The organism is Desulfocurvus vexinensis DSM 17965 (assembly GCF_000519125.1).
Lineage (GTDB): Bacteria > Desulfobacterota > Desulfovibrionia > Desulfovibrionales > Desulfovibrionaceae > Desulfocurvus > Desulfocurvus vexinensis.
Map to the genome: position 1 here is coordinate 28,356 of NZ_JAEX01000016.1, position 17,708 is coordinate 46,063.

Here is a 17,708-nt window from a genome sequence, read left to right on the forward strand (position 1 = left end):
GCCATGCCGACACCGCAACGCCGCAACCCCTTCCAGGACGCCTACGACCTGTGCAACCGCCAGGACGCGCGCGCCAAGCGCCGCGACCTGCCGCCCGTGCCGCGCTACATGGACGTGGAGCTGACCAATTGCTGCAACTTCTCCTGCTTCTTCTGCCCCACGGGCACCGGCCAGCAGCGCCGCAAGACCGGCGCCATGCCCGAGGAGGTCTTCGTCCGGCTGCTGGAGCAGGCCGGGCGCCACGCCATGCCCCTGCGCTTCATCCGCTGGGGCGAGCCCACCCTGCACCCGCGCTGGGTGGAATACCTGCGCCGGGCCAAGCAGGCCGGGCTGCTGGTGCACCTGACCACCAACGGCAGCCGCCTGGACGAGGCGGCCATGCAGGCCCTGGTGGACATGGGCCTGGACAGCATCAAATTCTCCTTCCAGGGCGTGGACGAGGCCGGCTACCGCGAGATGCGCGGGCGCAATTTCTTCGAGGACCTGCTGGCGCGCGTGGCCCGGCTGCACGCCCTGCGCGGCGACGCCCCGGGGCCGTACATCCACGTCTCCACCACCGTGACCGCCGAGGGCGCCCCGGCCATCGCGGCCTTCCGCGAGCGCGTGCGCCCCGTGAGCGATTCGCACCAGGTGGGCCGCACGGTGCTGGAGCATATCGACCCCGACAAGGTCGCCCTGGACGAGCAGGGCCGCGAGACCCTGCGTCGCCTCAAGGCCGCCGAGAGCGTGGTCAAGGTCCACCCCGTGTGCTTCCAGGTCTTCGACGTGCTGTCCGTGAACTGGGACGGCAAGGTCAGCGCCTGCTGCCGCGACTACGACGAGTTCATGATCGTCGGCGACCTGCTGCGCGAGGACCTGGCGGCCATCTGGACCGGGCGGCGCATGGAGGCCTACCGCGACATCCTCGCGGACATGGGCCACGACCGCCTGCCCCTGTGCCGGACCTGCTACGACATGAACCAGCTGCGCCTGCCCGGGGTGCAGGGGCTGTAGCGCGCCTGGGCCCCGGGCCCGGGCGCCAAGGAGCGCGAGCGATGTATTGCAGGATGATCCGCGGGGTGTACATGCGCGCCAACGGCGAGCTGGCCTGCTACTGCGGCCCCGGCGAGGAGGTCGTGCTGGGCCGCATGCCCGTGGACGGGCGGCCCTTCGACTTCGTGTCCGACTTCTACCGCAACGCGGCCCACACCCGCGTGCGCGAGGCCATGGCCTCGGGCCTGCCGCCACACCCCGGCGTGTGCCTGAAGTGCATCTATTTCGAGCCCCTGGAGCCGCCGCGCCTGGAGGCCCTGGGCAGCGAGATCGAGTGGATGCACCTGGAGGCCACCTCCAACTGCAACCTGGACTGCCGCTTCTGCATCCCCCGGGCCGAGCGCGCCAGCTTTCGCACCCCGCCGCATTTTTTGCCCCACAAGGTCTACGAGGCGGTGGTGGGCTCCATCGCGCGCGCGGGCCTGGGCGTGCGCTGGATGTATTTCAGCGGGCGCGGCGAGCCGACCCTGCACCCCCGGCTGTGGGACATGGTCGCCCTGGCCAAGAACCGGCTGGGCACGGATTTTCTGGTCAACACCAACGGCAACGCCAGCTACGACGACGCCATCGTGGACAGCGGGCTGGACAAGATCAAGATCGCCATCGACGGCGTGGACCAGCAGACCTACGTGCGCTACCGCCGGGGCGGGCGGCTGGAGACCATCCTCAAGCTGACCCGGGCCATCGCCGCCCGCCGGGCGGCCACGGGCTCGGCCACCCCGCGCATCATCTGGCAGTACATCCTGTTCAACCACAACGACAGCCTGCGCGAGCTGGAAGCCATCCAGCGCATGGCCCTGGACCTGGGCGTGGACGAGGTGCTCTTCAAGTCCACCTTCAGCGCGGACCTGTCCACCTTCCCCCTGGCGGACATCCCCCGCCTGCACCCCGGGATGCGCACCCTGGACCTCATCGCCATGGTCAGCCCGGACCTGGCCGACCTGGACCGCCGCCTGGCCCAGGCCCGGGCCGAGGCCGACCCCGTGCGGCGCCTGGAGCCGCTGCTGCATGTGGCCAAGTCCGTGTTCCGGTCGTTCATCCTGGGCATCGAGCGCAAGCAGCTCTACAACGCCTATGGCGGCAGCGGCGACGTGGCCATGATGACGGCCATGGCCCGCAGCCACCCCGAGGAGTACGGCCCGCTGCTGGAACGCCTGGGCCCGTGCCTGGAGGCCGTGGCGGGCGCCTGCCGCGAGGCGGGCCGCCCCGGGGCCGCCCGCTGGTACGAGGACTTCGGCGCCGCCCTGGGCGCGGCGGGCGCGCCCGGCGCACCGGGCGCACCTGGCAAGGAGACCGCGCGGCCATGATGCGCATCAACTTCAACTATTTCGTAGTTTCCAAGCCCCTGGACAACCTGCGCTATTTCCTGCGCCGGGGCCACACCGCGCGCCTGCTGTGGGACCGCTTCAAGTGGTACTGGTTCCCCCGGCTGGGCGTGGTGCCGCGCTTTCCGCTCACCGTGGACCTGGAGGCCTCCCTGTCCTGCCAGCTCCAGTGCCCCATGTGCACCCGGGCCCAGTCCGACATGTTCGCCGCGGGCGGGAACATGGACTTCGACCTGTTCCGCAAGGTGGTGGACGAGTGCGCGGCCCACGGGGTGTTCTCCCTCAAGCTCTCCTGGCGCGGCGAGCCGACTCTGAACCCGCGCCTGCCCGACATGGTGCGCTACGCCAAGGCCACGGGCATCCCCGATGTGGCCTTTTTGACCAACGGCGGGCTGATGACCCCCGAGCTGACCCGGGCCCTGGTGGACGCCGGGCTGGACTGGATCTCCTTTTCCATCGACGGCCTGGGCGCGGACTACGAGCGCATCCGCAGGCCCATCTCCTTTGCCTGGATCGAGGGCGTGGTGAAGGGCCTGCATGACTTGAAGCGCCGCGAGGGCCGCGTGAAGCCGCTGGTGCGCGTGCAGACCATCTCGGGCTGCATCGCGCGCAACCCGGAATATTTCGGCTTCTGGGAGCCGTGGGTGGACCGCATCGCGGTCATCGCCGAGCAGCACCGCGAGGCCCCGGAGCTGATCCGCCACGACCCGGACTACGTCTGCGCCTCGCCCTTCCAGCGCGTGTTCGTGACCTGGAACGGCGACGTGGTGCCCTGCCACGGCGACTATTTCCTGCACAACCGCATGGGCAACGCGGGGGAGCAGAGCATTGCGGACATCTGGAACGGCGCGCGGTTTCGCGAGTTCCGCGCGGCCATGCGCGCCCGGCGGCGGCTGGACTACGAGGCCTGCCGCCTGTGCCCCGACGGCGGGCAGTTCACGGGCGATACCCTCACGGTGGGCGGGCGCACGGTGTCGGTGATCCGCTTTCTGGAACAGGACGACGCAGCGGGCCGCGCGGCCCGGGGAGGGGCCGATGCAGACCGTCAGGCTGGGTGAGCGCGAGATCGGGCCCGGGCAGCCGCCGCTGTTCGTGGCCGAGCTGGGCATCTGCCACCGGGGGCGGCTGGACGTGGCGCTGGACAACGCCCGCGCCGCCGCCGAGGCCGGGGCCGGGTGCATCAAGACCGAGCTGTTCCACGAGTCCGAGGTGCGCGATCCCTCGGCCACCAAGACCTTTTCCACCCGCTCGGGCCGCCACGCGGTGCCCCTGCTGGAGCACATGCGCCGCTACCAGTTCACCCTGGAGCAGCACCACCAGGTCAAGCTGCTGGCCGACGAGCTGGGCCTGCCCTTCATGGCCACGGCCCACACCCGCGAGCGCGTGGACTTCCTGGTGGCCATCGGCGCCAGCGCGGTGAAGATCGCCTCGCCGGACATCGTGCATTATCCGCTCATCCGCTATGCGGCGGCCTCGGGGCTGGTGCTGTTCCTGGATACGGGCGGCGCCTGGCAGCACGAGGTGGAAATGGCCGTGAAGGCCGCGCGCGACGCGGGCTGCCGCCAGCTTGTGGTCAACCACAACCCCGACGGACACCCGGCCCCGCCCGCCGGGCACAACCTGCGCGCCATCGCCCGCTACCAGGAGCTTTTCGGCTGCCCCGTGGGCCTGTCGGACCACTGCGACGGCTACGACATGGCCTTCGCCGCCGTGGTCGCCGGGGCCCACGCCGTGGAGAAGCCCGTGTCCGAGGACCGCTTCATCGAGGAATGCGAGCATATCTGGGCCGTGAGCCGCGCCGACCTGCCGGGCTTCGTGGCCGCCCTGGGCCGGGCCTGGGAGGCCCTGGGCCAGCCCGCGCGGCCCATGGGCCCTGGGCTGCGGCCCACCTCGCCGCACCGCGTGGCCCTGGTGGCCCGGCGCGACCTGGCCCCCGGCGAGCCCATCACCTGGGACAACGTGACCTTCGGCAAGCCGCGCCTGGGCATCGGCGTGGAGCTTTGGGACGAACTGGAAGGCCGCCCCCTGGGCCGCGCCGTGCGCGCGGGGGCCTTCATCCGCTTCGAGGATTTGTGATGCACATCGCCCCGGCCCGCGCCGCCGCCGCAAGTTTCGCCAGCCCCGGGGGCCTCTCGGCCCTGGCCGGGGCCTTCGGGCTCGCCGGGCCGGACCCTACGGCCTGGCGGCCCCTGGGGCCGGACCTGCTGGCGGCGGAGCACGCGGGCCGCACCCTGCTGGCCAAGCGCCACCGCATGCTGACCCCGGAGCGGGCTCCGCTGCTCGAAGGCGTGCTCGGCGCGGCCCTGGCCGCCGGGGTGGCCCCACCCATGCTGCGCACGCGCGGCGGGGCCCTGGTCCTGGCCGGGGCTGACGGCTGGTACGGGCTCATGGAGCTGGCCCCGGGCGAGGTGCCCCGGGCCGGGCAGGGCCTGGGCCGCGCGGCCCGGGCCGTGGCCCGGCTGCACCTGGCCCTGGCCCGGATGCCGGGCCGCGCGGCCTGCCCCCGGGCCGTGGCGCCCGCGCAGGCCGCCGGGCTGCTGGCCCGCGCCGGGCTGGCCGATCTGGCCCGGGCCGTGGCGCCCCTGGCCGCCGCCGCCCAGGCCCTGCCCGCGCAACTCGTGCACCGCGACCTGCACCAGGGCAATTTCCTGCTCGGGCCGCAGGGGGCGCTGGTGCTGGACTACGATTCTTTCGCCAGCGGGCCCCGGGTGGCCGACGCGCTGTTCGCGGCCCTGCGCCTTTCGGGCGGCGATGCGGCGGGCATGGCCCGCTTCATGGCCGCCTATGCGGCCCTGGCGCCCCTGCCCGCTGCCGAGGCTGCGGCGGGGCTGGCGGCCCTGGCCTGGGACGTGCTGGCCAAGCTGGCCTTCGTGCTGCGCGAGCGCGAGGCCGGGAATGGCTACTATGAAAAGGATTTCGAGAAATACGTGGGCTTTGCCCGCCGGGCCCTGGCGCTGGAATGCGAGCATCCCGGCGGGGTGCGGGCCCTGGGGGTGGAGCCGTGAGGCGTCTGGGCATCGTGGTGGCCCGCAAGGGCTCCTCGCGGCTGGCGGGCAAGAATTGCCAGGACCTGCACGGCAGGCCCCTGTACCGCTGGACCGTGGACGCGGCCCTGGCCACGGGGCTGTTCGACCCGCTGCTGGTCAGCACCGACGATCCGCTGATCCTGGAACAGTGCGCCGGGCTGCCCGGGGTGCTGGCCGAGGCCCGGCCCGCGGCGCTGTGCACCGCGACGGCCACGGCCCTGGACGTGCTGGCCTGGGCCCTGCCGCGGCTGGCCGAACGCTTCGGGCCCGCCGGAGCCTTCTGCCTGCTGCAACCCACCAGCCCCTTCCGGGGCGCGGGGGACATCCGCCGGGTGCTGGCCGCCCTGGACGAGCCCGGGGTCGAGTTCGCCGTGGGCGTGGCGCCCTTTGCCTCGCCGCCGTTCTTCGCCCTGGCCCTGGGCGAGGGCGGCGGCCCGGGGGTCCATCCGGTCCACGAGGGCGCCCTGACCCGCGTGACCCGCACCCAGGACGTGCCCGCCCTGTTCCACCCGGCGGGGGGCATTTTCGCCGGGCGGCCCGAGGCCTTCCTGCGCCAGGGCCACTTCTACGGCCCCACCAGCCGGGGCGTGGTCATGGACCATTTCGCCGCCTGGGATATCAACACCCCCGAGGACATGGACTTCGCCCGGGCCCTGGCCCCGGCGGCCCTGGCCCGGGCCGGGGAGGGGGCATGAGCGAACTCGCCGCCCTGGGCGTGGTGCAGTGCCGCATGGCCTCCACGCGGCTGCCGGGCAAGGCCCTGGCCGACCTGGATGGCCGCCCGGTGCTGGAATGGGTGCTGCGCCGGGCCCTGGCCTGCCGGGCCCTGGACCGCGTGGTCCTGGCCACCACCACCGGGCCCGAGGACGAGCCCGTGGCCGCCCTGGGCCGGGCCCTGGGCCTGCCCGTGGTGCGCGGCGAGGCCGCCAACGTGCTGGCGCGCTTTGCCGCCGTGCTGGAGGCGCATCCCGCGCGCTGCGTGGTGCGCATCACGGCGGACAACCCCTTCACGGACCCGGCCACGGTGCAGCGCGTGGTGCGCCATTTCCTGGCCGCCGGGCTGGACTACTGCTACGCCGCGCGCGTGCCCTACGGCGCCGGGGCCGACGCCTTCCCCGGGCCGCTGCTGGCCGGGCTGCACCAGCGCACGCAGGACCCGCGCCACCGCGAGCATATCAACACCTGGTTCCTGGACAACCACCTGGGCCTGCGCATCGGCTGCGTGGACGCGCCGCCGGGCTGCGAGCGCCCGGACGCGCGCGTCACCGTGGACACCGCCCAGGACCTGACCCTGGCCCGGGCCCTGGCCGCGCGCCTGGGCCCGAACCCGGAGGCCCGCCTGGGCGCCGGGCTGGCCGAACTCATCGACGCCTACGACCGCCTGCGGGCAAAGGAGTGACCATCATGGCTTTTCGCAAGACGTTTTCCATCGGGTCCCGGCAGGTGGGCGCGGGCTGCCCCGCCTACCTCATCGCCGAGATCGGGCGCAACCACAACGCGGACATGGACCTGGCCCGGCGGATGATCGACGCCGCCGCCCAGGCCGGGGCCGACGCCGTGAAGTTCCAGTCCTTCACCGCCCGCGAGCTGCTCATCCGCGAGCTGCCCAGCGCGACGCACATCCGTGAGACCTCCGGCGGGGCCAAGTCGGCCTACGAGTCCACCCAGGAAGTGGAGCTGCGCCCGGAAAACCACGCCCTGCTGCGCGACCACGCCCAGGCCCGGGGCCTGGACTTCTTCTCCACCCCCGAGGACCATTCCATGGTCGCCCTGCTGGACGGCCTGGGCGTCCCGGTGTTCAAGATCGCCTCCCTGGACGTGCCCTACCTGGACCTCATCGAGGCCGTGGCCGCCACGGGCCGCCCGGTGATCCTCTCCACGGGCATGTGCTACCTGGGCGAGGTGGAAAAGGCCCTGGGCGTGCTGGAGCGCCACGGCGTGCGCGAGGTGATCCTCTTGCACTGCACCTCCAACTACCCCCCGCGCTACGAGGACGTGAACCTCGCGGCCATGCAGACCATGGCCCGCTGCTTCGACGTGCCCGTGGGCTATTCGGATCACACCCCGGGCATCGGCGTGAGCATCGCCGCCGCCGCCCTGGGCGCCTGCGTCATCGAACGCCATTTCACCCTGGACCGCGCCCTGCCCGGGCCGGATCAGCGCCTGTCGCTCATCCCCGACGACTTCGCGGCCATGGCCCGCGAGATCCGCTGCGTGGAGGCCGCCCTGGGCTCGCCGGTCAAGCGCCCGGTGGCCGCCGAGCACGAGATGCGCCGCCTGCACCGCCGTCGGCTGGTGGCCGCGCGGCCCCTGGCGGCGGGCACGGTGCTGGAGCGCGCCGACGTGGCCTGCAAGTGCAGCGAGCACGGCCTGGAGCCCGAGCTGCTGCCCCAGATCCTGGGCCGGGCCCTGGCTGCGGACATGCCCATGGACGCGCCCTTCACCCTGGACACCGTGCTGGCCCGGGGCGGACGGTAGGCGGGGCCGTGCCGACCTTTGCCCTGCGCGTTGACGGCAACCGGCACATCGGCATGGGCCATGTGTTCCGCGCCATGTTCCTGGCCGAGCACCTGCGGGCCGCCGGGCCCGGGGCCGAGGTGCTGGCCCTGGGCGCGACCCTGGTGCCGCCGGTGACGGACTTCCTGGCCGCCCGGGGGCTGCGGGCCGTGCCCGTGTCCGGCCCGGGCGACCCCTGGCGGGCCGACCCGCAGTTGCTGCGCGCGGCCTACGCCTCGGGGCGCTACGCGGGGGCGGTGGTCGATCTGCTCGAACCCGACCCGGGCGACGACGACCTGCTGGACAACCCGCAGTACGTCCCGGCGGACCTGGACGCCGAGCTGGGCGCGGCGCGCGGGGCCGGGCTGCCGCTGTGCGTGTTCTCCGACCGCTGCGGGCCCATGGATTTCCAGGCCGCAGTGCTGGTGAACACCTGCCCGGCCCAGCGCCGCCAGTGGTACCAGGCCAGCGCCGCGCGCGTGCTGCTGGGGCCCGAGGGCTACATCCTGGCCCCGAGCTTCGCGGCTCTGGCCGCGCAGGGCAAGGCCTTCACGCGCGAGGTGCCGCGCGTGGCGGTCTTTTGCGGCGGCAACGACCACCGGGGTTTCACCGGGCCGATCCTGGACGGCATCGCGGCCTCGGGCCTGCGGGCCGAGGTCGAGGTCGTGCTCGGCGCAGCCACGCCCGACGCCGCGCAGCGCGAGCGCGAATACGCCGCCCGTGTGGCCCGCGTTCACCGGGGCGCGCCGGATTTGGCGGAAATCCTGGGCGGGGCCGACTTCGTCTTTTCCACCTCGGGCAACACGCTGTTCGACCTGGCGGCCCTGGGCGTGCCCTGCGCCGCCGTGTCCACGCGCGAGCGCCAGCAGGTGACGGCCCGTTTCTTCGCCGCCTGCGGCTCGTGCCTGGACCTGGGGCGCGACCGCGACGCCCTGCCCGGGGCCGTGGCCGCCGTGTGCGCCGCCGTGCTGCCCGACCGCGCGCGGCTTGCGGCCATGAGCCGCGCCGGGCGCGAGGCCGTGGACGGCGCCGGGGGCGGGCGCGTGGCCCGGGCTGTGCTGGCCATGGCCGGGGAGGGCGCGCCGTGAGCGACCACCTTTTCGCCGGGCTGGCCCCGGGCCTGTCCGCCAACGCGCGGCTCTACAGCGCCATGCTGCTCGTCCGGCGCACCGAGGAGCGCCTGCTGGCGCTGTTCAACCGGGGGCTGGTCAGCGGCACCACCCACGCCTGCATCGGCCAGGAGGCCAACGCCGTGGGCATCATCGGCCTGCTGGACCCCGGGCGGGACCATGTGGTCAGCAACCACCGCTGCCACGGGCACTACCTGGCCTTCGGCGGCTCCCTGGCCGGGCTGCTGGGCGAGGTGCTGGGCCTGGACGGCGGGGTCTGCGCCGGGCGCGGCGGCAGCCAGCACCTGCGCGACGGGGGCTTTTTGTCCAACGGCATCCAGGGCGGCGGGGCGCCGGTGGCCTGTGGGCTGGCCCTGGGCGCGCGGCTCGCGGGCCGCGAGGGCGGGGTCACGGCCCTGTGCCTGGGCGACGGGACCCTGGGCCAGGGCGTGCTCTACGAGGCTCTGAACATGGCCGCCCTGTGGAGCCTGCCCGTGCTGTTCCTGGTGGAGGACAACGGCTACGCCCAGACCACTCCGACCGCCGATGCCGTGGCCGGGTCCATGGTGGCGCGCGGCGCGGCCTTCGGCATCCGGACCGCCGAGATCGACTCCACGGACGTTCTGGCCCTGCGCGAGTTCGGGCGCGAGGCCGTGGGCGCCGTGCGCGACTCGGGGCGGCCGCTGTTCGCCGTGGTGCACACGCAGCGCCTGTGCGCCCACAGCAAGGGCGACGACACCCGGCCCCCCGAGGCCGTGGCCGCCCTGTGCGCCCTGGACCCGCTGGCCGTGCACGGCGCGCGGCTGGCCCAGGCCGAGCGGGAGGCCGCCGAGGCCTGGGCCCGGGCGCGCATCGATGCGGCCCTGGCGGCGGTGGCGTCCGGGCTGGAGGGAGGTGCGTCATGAGGGTCCACGAGGCGTTGAATCGCGCCCTGCTCGGGCTGCTGCGCGACGACCCGGGCGTGCTGGTGCTGGGCGAGGACGTGCGCGACCCCTACGGCGGCGCGTTCAAGATCACGGCGGGCCTGTCCTCGGCCTTCCCGGGGCGCGTGCTGGGCACGCCCATCAGCGAGGCGGGCATTGTCGGCCTGGGCACGGGGCTGGCCCTGGCGGGCTTGCGGCCCGTGGTGGAGATCATGTTCGGCGATTTCGTGACCCTGGCGGCCGACCAGCTGGTCAACCAGGCCGCCAAGTTCCGGACCATGTACGGCGAGGCCGCGTCCGTGCCGCTGGTGGTGCGCACGCCCATGGGCGGGCGGCGGGGCTATGGCCCGACCCACAGCCAGACGCTGGAGAAGCTCTTCTTCGGCGTTCCGGGGCTGGAGGTGGTGGCCGCGACCCACGTCTGCGACCCCGGGGCCCTGTTGCGCGCCACCGTGCTCGGCACGGCCTGCCCCGTGCTTTTCGTGGAGAACAAACTGCTGTATCTTGAGGATGTTCTGGACGCAGAAGCCCTGCGGGAGCGCCACGGGATGGAACTGACCCTGGCCGGGGCCGCCCCGGGCACGGCGGTGCTGGCCCATCCGGGCCGCCCCGATGTGACCCTGGTGGCCTACGGGGGCATGACGCCCCTGGCCCTGGAGGCCGCCGGGACGCTGCTGCGCGAGGAAGGGCTGGTCTGCGAACTCGTGGTGCCGCAGCGCATCTGCCCGCTGGACCCCGGGCCCATTCTGACCAGCGCAGCGCGCACGCGGCGCGTGGTGGTAGCCGAGGAGGGCGTGGGCGCCTGGGGCTGGGGCGCCGAGGTGCTGGCCCTGCTGGCGCCCCTGGAGTTGGCGGCCCCGGCCCAGCGCGTGGGCGCGGCCCTGGAGGCCATCCCCGCGCGGCGCGACTGCGAGGCCCGGGTGTTGCCCCAGGCGGGCGACATCGTGGCCGCCGCCGTGCGCACCGTGGACGAGGATTTCCTGTAGTCCTTCCGGGAGGCCCGGCGGGAAAGGAGCGCAAGCGGAGCATCATGCTGCACGTCGTGACCATACCCAGGCTCAACGCCAACGAGGACGAGATTCTGGTGGCGGACGTTCTGCCCGTGGCCGGGGATTTCGTGGCCGCCGGGCAGGAACTGTTCGTGCTGGAAACGGCCAAGGCCGCCGTGTCCGTGGAGGCCGAGGCCCCCGGGCATGTGCGCCTGGTGCTGGTGGCCGCCGGGCAGACGGCCCGCGTGGGCGCCGTGGCCCTGGTGCTTTCCGACTCCGCCGCCGAGCCCCTGGGGCAGTGGGAGAGCGCCGCCGCCGGGGCACCCGGGCCTGAAGAACCGCCCGCCCCGCGTTCCACGGCCAAGGAACGCCTGCTGGCGCGTGGCGCACGCGGGCACGGCGCGCGGGAGGCCGCCCCGGCCCCCCCGAACTGGACACCGGACCCCGTGCCCAGCGCCGGGCTGGACTTCGTGCGCCTGGCGCGCGCGGCCCTGGCCGCCCTGGAGCCCCTGCCTGCGGGCGCGCCCCCGCTGGAGCTGGGCCCCGGGAGCACGGGGCGCGGGCCGGGTTGGGCCGTGGCGCCGGGGGCGACCATCGCGCCGGGCGCGCGCATCGTCGCCCGCCGGGTGGTGCTGGCCGAGGGCGCCGTGGTCGGCGCGGGCACGCATATCGAGGCCGACGCCGTGTACCTGGGGCCCCAGGCCAAGGTCGGGGCGCGCACCAGCGTGGTCACGGGAGAATTTGTGGCTGCCGACGGGGCCTATGTCGGCGAGGGCGTGGAAGTGGACCTGGGCGGCGGGCGCAGTGCCGAATCGCGCCTGCTGGTGGGCCGGGCGAGCCTTGTCTCGCCGCGCTGCTTCGTCAACACCTGCCGCGAGGTGGTGCTCGAGGACGAATCGGCCCTGAGCCCGGGGGTCTACGTGTTCACCCACCGCTTCTGGCAGAGCGTGCTGGACGGCTACAGCGTGGCCTTCGCCGGGGTGCGGCTGTGCGCCAACGCCTGGGTCGGCGCGGGCTGCCAGGTGCTGCCGGGTGTGGTGGTGGGCGCCGGGGCCGTGGTCATGTCCAACTCCACCGTCACCGGGCCCGTGCCGCCGGAATGCATGGCCGCAGGAGTCCCGGCCACGGTCACGCGCCGGGGCCTGCGCCGCGAGCTGCCCGCCGTCGACAAGGACGAGGCCATGCGGGCCGTGCTGCGCGAGTTTGCCGGGCATCTGGCCTTCAAGGGCTGCACCGTGCGCGCCCAGGGCGACGCATTGGAGGTCGGGCTTGCGGACGGCACGCGGCGGACCGTCATTTTTCTGCCCCACGAAGCCCAGGAGCCCCACGGGGCGCAGGCGGCCCCGGCCCCGGGCAGCGTGGTGCTGGCCTTCGGCCCGCTGCCGGAGGCGGGCGCGGAGTGCGCCGTATTCGACCTCGCGGCCCGGGAGTTCTCCGGCCCGCAGGACAGGCTGGTCCACGAGCTGCGCAACTTCTTGCGCCGCCGGGGCCTGCGCTTTGCGCCCTTTGCCTGGGACGGCGGCTTCCGTCATGGGCTGTAGCGCCGTGAGCGGGCGGGCGGCCATATCCCTGGCCCTGCAAGGCCTGGTGGACCCGGCCCTGGAGGACCGCGCGGCGCTGGTGCTGCACGCGGCGCGGACCTACGCGGGGGTGGTGGACGGCTTCGAGATCGGTTTTTTCACCGATCAGATGCAGCGCCACCGCGCGGCCCTGGAGCGCGCGGACGTGCGCGCGGCCCTGGGGGCGTTTCCCGCCAATACGCTGCATTTCGCCGCGCGGCGCGGGGCCCGGCCCGGGTGGGCCGACCTCGGGCCGTGCATCGCCCTGGCCGGGGAGCTGTTCGAGGCCGGGCTCGTGGTCCACGCCAGCCTGCACCTGGACATGGCGGAGCTTTTTGCCGCCGCGCGCGCTGCCGCGCCCCGGGGCCTGCCGTTGCTGTTCGAGAACCTGGACGGCGACGCCGCCCGGGGCGCGAGCCTCGAGGACTGCCAGACGGCGGCCCGCGAGCACCCGCGCTGGGGCGTGGTGCTCGACTACGCCCACGCCCTGGAAGCCGAGGCCCGGGGCGGGGCCGGGCCGGAACAGTTCCTGCGAGCCCTGGGGGCAGCGGTGGGGCAGGTGCATTTTTCCTGGCCGGGGAACCTCTACCCGCAGGCCCTGATGGGCCCGGGGTTCTCCACGCGGCACAGCATGGTCCATCTGGCGCCCCAGGCCGGGGAGCGCGCCGCGCGCTTCCTGCGCCAGGCGCGGCCTGCGCTGGTGACCATCGAGGGCGTGGTGCCGCCCGGGCCTGCCGGGGCGCGGATGGTCCGCGCCGAGGCCGCGTTCATTGCCGCAAACCGCGTCGAGGATGCCCTGGAGCCATGAAGGAACTGCTGCTGGCCATGACCGGACGCGACGCCGCGTGGGTCGCCGCGCGCCTGGAGGCGGGCGCGGGCCGGGCCACGGTCTTCGCCCCGACCCTGGAGGCGCGCCTGGCCCTGGAGGCCCGGGGTGTGCCCCACCGGGCCCACGAGGCCCTGGCCTGGGGGCTGGACAAGCACGCCCTGTTCGACCGCGCCCGGCGCCTGGCCTGGGAGTGGTTCCAGGCCCCGGGGGTGGCGGCCCTGCCTGCGGTGGCCCGGGTGGCCTCCTGGCGCGGCTATCCGCTGCTGGCCATGCACCAGAGCTGGCTGCTGCTTTCCCTCAAGGAAGTCTTGGAGGCCCGGGCCTTCATGGCCGCCGTGCTGGACGCCGAGGCGCCGGACCGCGTGGTGCTGGCCGCGCGCGGGAATCCCTTCGGGGCCTACTGGCTCCAGGCGCTCACGGGCGACGGCGGGCTGGAGCCCGAGGCCGCCCGGGCCCTGTGCCGCCTGCGCGGGCTGGACGTGGAGCTGGTGGAGCCCGGGCCGGGCCCGGAGGCGGGCGGGCGCGCCCCGGCGCCCCGGGCGGCCCTGCGGGCCCTGCGCCGCGTGGCCTCGGGTCTGCGCCGCCGCCTGCGTCTGGGCTCCCGGCCCGGGGCCTGCGGCGCCCCCTGCGACCGGGCCTTCCTGGAGTCCGGCCCGGGCCCGGGCATCCTGATGCTGACCTGGGGCGGCTACTACCTGCACCAGCTCCTGCCCGTGCTGGAGCACCTGCGCGGGGCCGGGGCGCGGCTGGCCGTGGGGCTGCTGGGCGGCAATTTCGTCCCGGGGCAGCGCGCGGCCCTGCGCGCGGCGGGGGTGGCCTGCTTCCACAAGCCGTCCTGGAGCGTGCCCGGCGAGGCCGAGCGCATGGCCCGCGTCGCGGCCTTGGGCGCCGAGGCCATGGACGCCCTGCGCGGCAGCACGGCGGCGCGCGCCTATTTCGAGGGCCAGGGCTGCGGGCTGGACGGGCCCCTGGAACTGGCCCTGGGCCGCGAACTGACCACCACCCTGCCCGAGACCGTGCGCGACCTGGCCCGGGCCGAGGCCATCCTCGACGCCTTCGCGCCCGATGTGCTGGTCTCGCAGTTCGCCCTCCAGCCCCTGGGGCTGGCCGACGTGCTTCCGGCGCGCCTGCGCGGCGTGGCGACCCTGAACATCGCCCACGGCAATCCCGCCGAGATGGGCGCCGTGCGCAACACCTTCGCCACGGCGCGCTGCACCGTGCCCGGGGCGCGCTTCCAGGCGACCATGGAGCGCGTCCACGGCCTGGGGCCGGGGGTGGTGCGCGCCGTGGGCGAGCTGCGCCTGGAGGCCCTGGCCCCGGACGGCGACCCGCGCACGGCGCGCCTGCGCCACGGGCTGGACCCGGAGCGCCCGGTGTGCGTCTTTTGCGACATGAGCGGCTGGACCACCAAGACGACCATCTGGCGCCACTGCTCGCGGGCCGTGCTGCGCCAGGCCCTGGCCCTGATGGACGCCGTGCCCGGGCTGCAACTGGTCTACCGCGTGCACCACGGCGCGGACTACACCGCCCTGCGCGAACACCTGCGCGGCCTGGGCCGGGCCGACCTGCATTTCCAGATTTCCCCGGACCCGCTGTTGACCGACGTGGTCCGTGCGGCGGACGTGGTGGTGGCCCAGAACTGCTCGGCCATCACCGAGGCCCTGGCCTGCGGGGTGCGCGTGGTCTTCAACTGCGTCTACGGCGACCGGCTGCCGTCCTACGCGGGCTTCGCGGCCTTGGCCGTGGCCGACACCGACGCGGCCCTGGTGGCCGCCGTGCGCGCCGCCGTGGCCGAGCCCATGGCCGCCGACGCCGTGCGCGCCCTGGCCCGGCCGTACTACGACGCCATGCTCCATGGGCTGGACGGCGGCGCGGCGCAGCGCCAGGCCCGGGCCGTGCTGGACCTGGCGGCGGACCCCGGCGCGCGCACCCCGGGCTTCGCGGACTGGGCCGCGCGCCTGGAGGCCTCGTGCCGCTTCGCGTCGGCCACGCTGTCGGGCCGCGCGGCGTGCGCCGCCGGGGAGGAGCCATGACCATGACCGGCGACTACGCGGGCCAGGATCTGGTGTTCGTGGTCGGCTGCCCGCGCAGCGGCACCACCTGGGTCCAGCGGCTGCTGGCGGCCTGCCCCGGGGTGCGCACCGGGCAGGAGTCGGACCTCTTCGACGAATACGTGGGCCCGGCCCTGCGCCACTGGCGGCGCGACCTGGCCAGCCCCGGGCGGCCCGTGGGCATGGGCTGCCACCACACCGAGGAGCAGTTCCAGGACATCCTGCGCCAGTTCCTGCTGCGCCTGCTGGCGCCCATGCGCGCCGGGCTGGGCCCAGGCGAGCTGTTCGTGGAGAAGACGCCCTCCCACGCCCTGTACCTGCCCGAGATCGCCGAACTTTTGCCGCGCTGCCGGGTGGTCCATGTGCTGCGCGACTGCCGCGACGCCGTGGCCTCGCTGCTGGCAGCCTCGCGCGGCTGGGGCGCGGGCTGGGCCCCGCCCACGGCCCGGGGGGCTGCGGCCATGTGGACGCGCCACGTGCGCGCCGCCGCCCAGGGCCGCGAGCTGTTCGGGCCGCGCTTCGTTGAGGTGCGCTACGAGGCCCTGCTGGCGGCGCCCGAGGCCGGGTTGCGCGCCCTGGCCGTGGATTTCCTGGGCCTGCCCCTGGACGCCGCCGGGCTGGCCCGGGCCGTGGCGGCCTGCCGGGCGGAGGCGGGCGGCGGGGCCGCCCTGCCCGTGGGCGGGCAGTGGGCGCGCGCGGGCGCGGCCCCCGGCGAGCCCGAGGGCTTCGTGCGCCGGGCCCGGGCCGGGGGCTGGCGCCAAGAGCTGGGGCGGCTGGACATGCTGCGCGTGTGGCGCGCGGCGCGGCGCGACATGGCCCGGGCGGGCTACCCCTGGCCCTGGCCCTGGCAGGCCCTGGCCCCGCGCCCGGGCGGGGGGCGGCGATGAGCGCCCAGGGCACCCCGGCCCCGCGCATGGCGGCGGTGATCCCCACCTTCCGGCGGCCCGCCAGCCTGCTGCGGGCCCTGGAAAGCCTGCGCCACCAGACCCTGGAGGACTTTTCCGTGCTGGTGGTGGACAACGCCGCCCAGGCCGAGGTGGCGGCCCTGGTGCGGGAGTTCGCGGCCACGGCGCCCATGCCCGTGCGCTATGTGGCCCAGCCCGTGCCGGGGCTGCACAGCGCGCGCAACCTGGCCTTGCGCGTGGCCGGGGCGGACGTGCTGGCCTTCACCGACGACGACGCGACCTTCGAGCCCGGCTGGCTGGCCGTCCACCAGCGGGCCTTCGCGGCGGACCCGGGGTTGGGCGCCGCCGGGGGGCCGGTGTTGCCCGTGTTCGAGGCCCCGCCGCCGGACTGGCTCACGCGGCGCCTGGCCGGGCAGCGCGAGTTCCCGGTCCTGAGCCTGGTGCAGCCCTTGGGCGCCGACATCCGGGGCCCGGAGGCGCCCGTCTACGGGGTGAACATGGCCGTGCGCCGCGAGCTGGCCGTGGCCCTGGGCGGCTTCCACCCGGAGTGCTTCGGCGCCGTGTGGCTGGGCGACGGCGAGACGGGGCTCATGCGCAAGCTGGCCGGGGCCGGGCACGGGCTGGCTGCCCTGGCCGGGGCCGTGGTGCATCACCACATTCCGCCGGAGCGTATGACCCCGGTCTATTTTTGCAGGCGCATGGCCAACCAGGGCGCGGCGGACGTGTACACCGACTTCCACCGGGCCCTGCCGGGCCGGGCGCGGCTGCTGCGCCACGCCGGGGGCCTGGCCCTGCGCCACTGGCGCACCTGGGCCCGGGCGTGGCTGCTGCGCGGGCGCACCGGCCCCGGCGAGCTGGACACGCAGATGGCCGCCGCCGCCACCCTGGCGCGGCTGGGCTACGTGCTGCGCCTGACCTGGGACGCGCGCCTGCGCGCCCTGGTGCGGCGCGACAACTGGATGGACGACGACCCGGCAGGCCCGGGCGGGGAGGCGCGGCCATGAGCGCGCAGGTGGAACGCATCGAGCACGGGGGCGAGATCCTGGGCATCATCATCCGCGCGGAGTTCCGCAAGGACGGCATCGAATTCTTCACCCCGGACCATTTTTCGCAGCAGCTGGCCTACATGCGCCGCCCGGCGGGCCACGTCATCGAGGCCCACGAGCACAACCCCGTGCCGCGCGAGGTGCTGCACACCCGCGAGGTGCTCCTGGTGCGCAGCGGCAGGCTGCGGGTGGACTTTTACGCGCAAAACAGGGACTATCTGGAAAGTCGCGTCCTTGGGGCTGGCGACGTGATCCTGCTGGCCACGGGCGGCCACGGCTTCGAGATGCTCGAAGACGCCGAGATCATCGAGGTCAAGCAGGGGCCCTACACCGGCCAGGAGGACAAGACGCGCTTTGCGGGCATCGACGCCTGCCAGGCCTGCATCAAGGGCGGCGGGCGATGAGCCCCGCAACCCGG

The 17,708-nt window shown here is 74.7% G+C and carries 17 protein-coding genes; all 17 read left to right on the top strand.

The genetic code is table 11. From position 1 onward, the window contains the following. The first annotated feature begins 3 nt into the window (after nt 1–3). From G495_RS0111145 to G495_RS0111225, 17 genes are read left to right on the top strand one after another with little or no spacing between them, the layout of a single operon-like run. On the top strand, nt 4–993 hold the full coding sequence (locus G495_RS0111145) for a radical SAM/SPASM domain-containing protein (RefSeq protein ID WP_028587881.1): 990 nt from the start codon (nt 4–6) through the stop codon (nt 991–993). A gap of 41 nt (nt 994–1,034) precedes the next feature. Then, entirely contained in the window at nt 1,035–2,339 is a 1,305-nt protein-coding gene (locus G495_RS0111150; protein WP_084458161.1) for a radical SAM protein, read from the top strand. Beyond that, nucleotides 2,336–3,415 carry a radical SAM/SPASM domain-containing protein gene (locus G495_RS0111155; protein ID WP_028587883.1) on the top strand — a complete coding sequence of 360 codons (1,080 nt, stop codon included), beginning with the start codon at nt 2,336–2,338 and terminating at the stop codon, nt 3,413–3,415. Before G495_RS0111150 ends, G495_RS0111155 begins: the two co-directional genes overlap by 4 nt. After that, nucleotides 3,393–4,433, top strand: a complete 1,041-nt coding sequence (locus G495_RS0111160) for an N-acetylneuraminate synthase family protein (protein WP_028587884.1) — start codon at nt 3,393–3,395, stop codon at nt 4,431–4,433. Before G495_RS0111155 ends, G495_RS0111160 begins: the two co-directional genes overlap by 23 nt. Then, nucleotides 4,433–5,362 (top strand): phosphotransferase, encoded by a 930-nt coding sequence (locus G495_RS0111165; RefSeq protein WP_028587885.1) that lies wholly within the window; start codon nt 4,433–4,435, stop codon nt 5,360–5,362. The genes G495_RS0111160 and G495_RS0111165 overlap by 1 nt, the downstream gene beginning before the upstream one ends. After that, on the top strand, nt 5,359–6,078 hold the full coding sequence (locus G495_RS0111170; RefSeq protein WP_028587886.1) for an acylneuraminate cytidylyltransferase family protein: 720 nt from the start codon (nt 5,359–5,361) through the stop codon (nt 6,076–6,078). Before G495_RS0111165 ends, G495_RS0111170 begins: the two co-directional genes overlap by 4 nt. Continuing rightward, on the top strand, nt 6,075–6,782 hold the full coding sequence (locus G495_RS18750; protein WP_051445295.1) for a cytidylyltransferase domain-containing protein: 708 nt from the start codon (nt 6,075–6,077) through the stop codon (nt 6,780–6,782). Before G495_RS0111170 ends, G495_RS18750 begins: the two co-directional genes overlap by 4 nt. Before the next feature lie 5 nt (nt 6,783–6,787). Then, nucleotides 6,788–7,861, top strand: coding sequence for an N-acetylneuraminate synthase family protein (locus G495_RS18755; protein WP_035251851.1), 1,074 nt, complete (start codon nt 6,788–6,790; stop codon nt 7,859–7,861). A gap of 8 nt (nt 7,862–7,869) precedes the next feature. Beyond that, entirely contained in the window at nt 7,870–8,967 is a 1,098-nt protein-coding gene (locus G495_RS0111185; RefSeq protein WP_028587887.1) for a hypothetical protein, read from the top strand. Then, nucleotides 8,964–9,893 carry a thiamine pyrophosphate-dependent dehydrogenase E1 component subunit alpha gene (locus G495_RS18760; protein ID WP_051445296.1) on the top strand — a complete coding sequence of 310 codons (930 nt, stop codon included), beginning with the start codon at nt 8,964–8,966 and terminating at the stop codon, nt 9,891–9,893. Before G495_RS0111185 ends, G495_RS18760 begins: the two co-directional genes overlap by 4 nt. Further along, a complete protein-coding gene (locus G495_RS18765; RefSeq protein ID WP_035251853.1) occupies nt 9,890–10,897 on the top strand; it encodes an alpha-ketoacid dehydrogenase subunit beta in 1,008 nt (335 codons plus the stop codon). The genes G495_RS18760 and G495_RS18765 overlap by 4 nt, the downstream gene beginning before the upstream one ends. 44 nt (nt 10,898–10,941) lie before the next feature. After that, nucleotides 10,942–12,441: a biotin/lipoyl-containing protein gene (locus tag G495_RS0111200; RefSeq protein ID WP_028587888.1), complete on the top strand. Its 1,500-nt coding sequence runs from the start codon at nt 10,942–10,944 to the stop codon at nt 12,439–12,441. Then, nucleotides 12,431–13,267 carry a TIM barrel protein gene (locus G495_RS0111205; RefSeq protein ID WP_028587889.1) on the top strand — a complete coding sequence of 279 codons (837 nt, stop codon included), beginning with the start codon at nt 12,431–12,433 and terminating at the stop codon, nt 13,265–13,267. The genes G495_RS0111200 and G495_RS0111205 overlap by 11 nt, the downstream gene beginning before the upstream one ends. After that, nucleotides 13,264–15,321, top strand: a complete 2,058-nt coding sequence (locus G495_RS0111210; RefSeq protein ID WP_028587890.1) for a hypothetical protein — start codon at nt 13,264–13,266, stop codon at nt 15,319–15,321. The genes G495_RS0111205 and G495_RS0111210 overlap by 4 nt, the downstream gene beginning before the upstream one ends. Then, nucleotides 15,318–16,226 (top strand): sulfotransferase family protein, encoded by a 909-nt coding sequence (locus G495_RS0111215; RefSeq protein ID WP_028587891.1) that lies wholly within the window; start codon nt 15,318–15,320, stop codon nt 16,224–16,226. The genes G495_RS0111210 and G495_RS0111215 overlap by 4 nt, the downstream gene beginning before the upstream one ends. Further along, the gene (locus tag G495_RS0111220) at nt 16,223–17,248 is read left to right on the top strand and encodes a glycosyltransferase family 2 protein (RefSeq protein WP_028587892.1); all 1,026 of its coding nucleotides are present in this window, start codon (nt 16,223–16,225) and stop codon (nt 17,246–17,248) included. The genes G495_RS0111215 and G495_RS0111220 overlap by 4 nt, the downstream gene beginning before the upstream one ends. Then, a complete protein-coding gene (locus G495_RS0111225) occupies nt 17,245–17,694 on the top strand; it encodes a cupin domain-containing protein (protein ID WP_035251858.1) in 450 nt (149 codons plus the stop codon). Before G495_RS0111220 ends, G495_RS0111225 begins: the two co-directional genes overlap by 4 nt. The last annotated feature ends 14 nt before the right edge of the window (nt 17,695–17,708 follow it).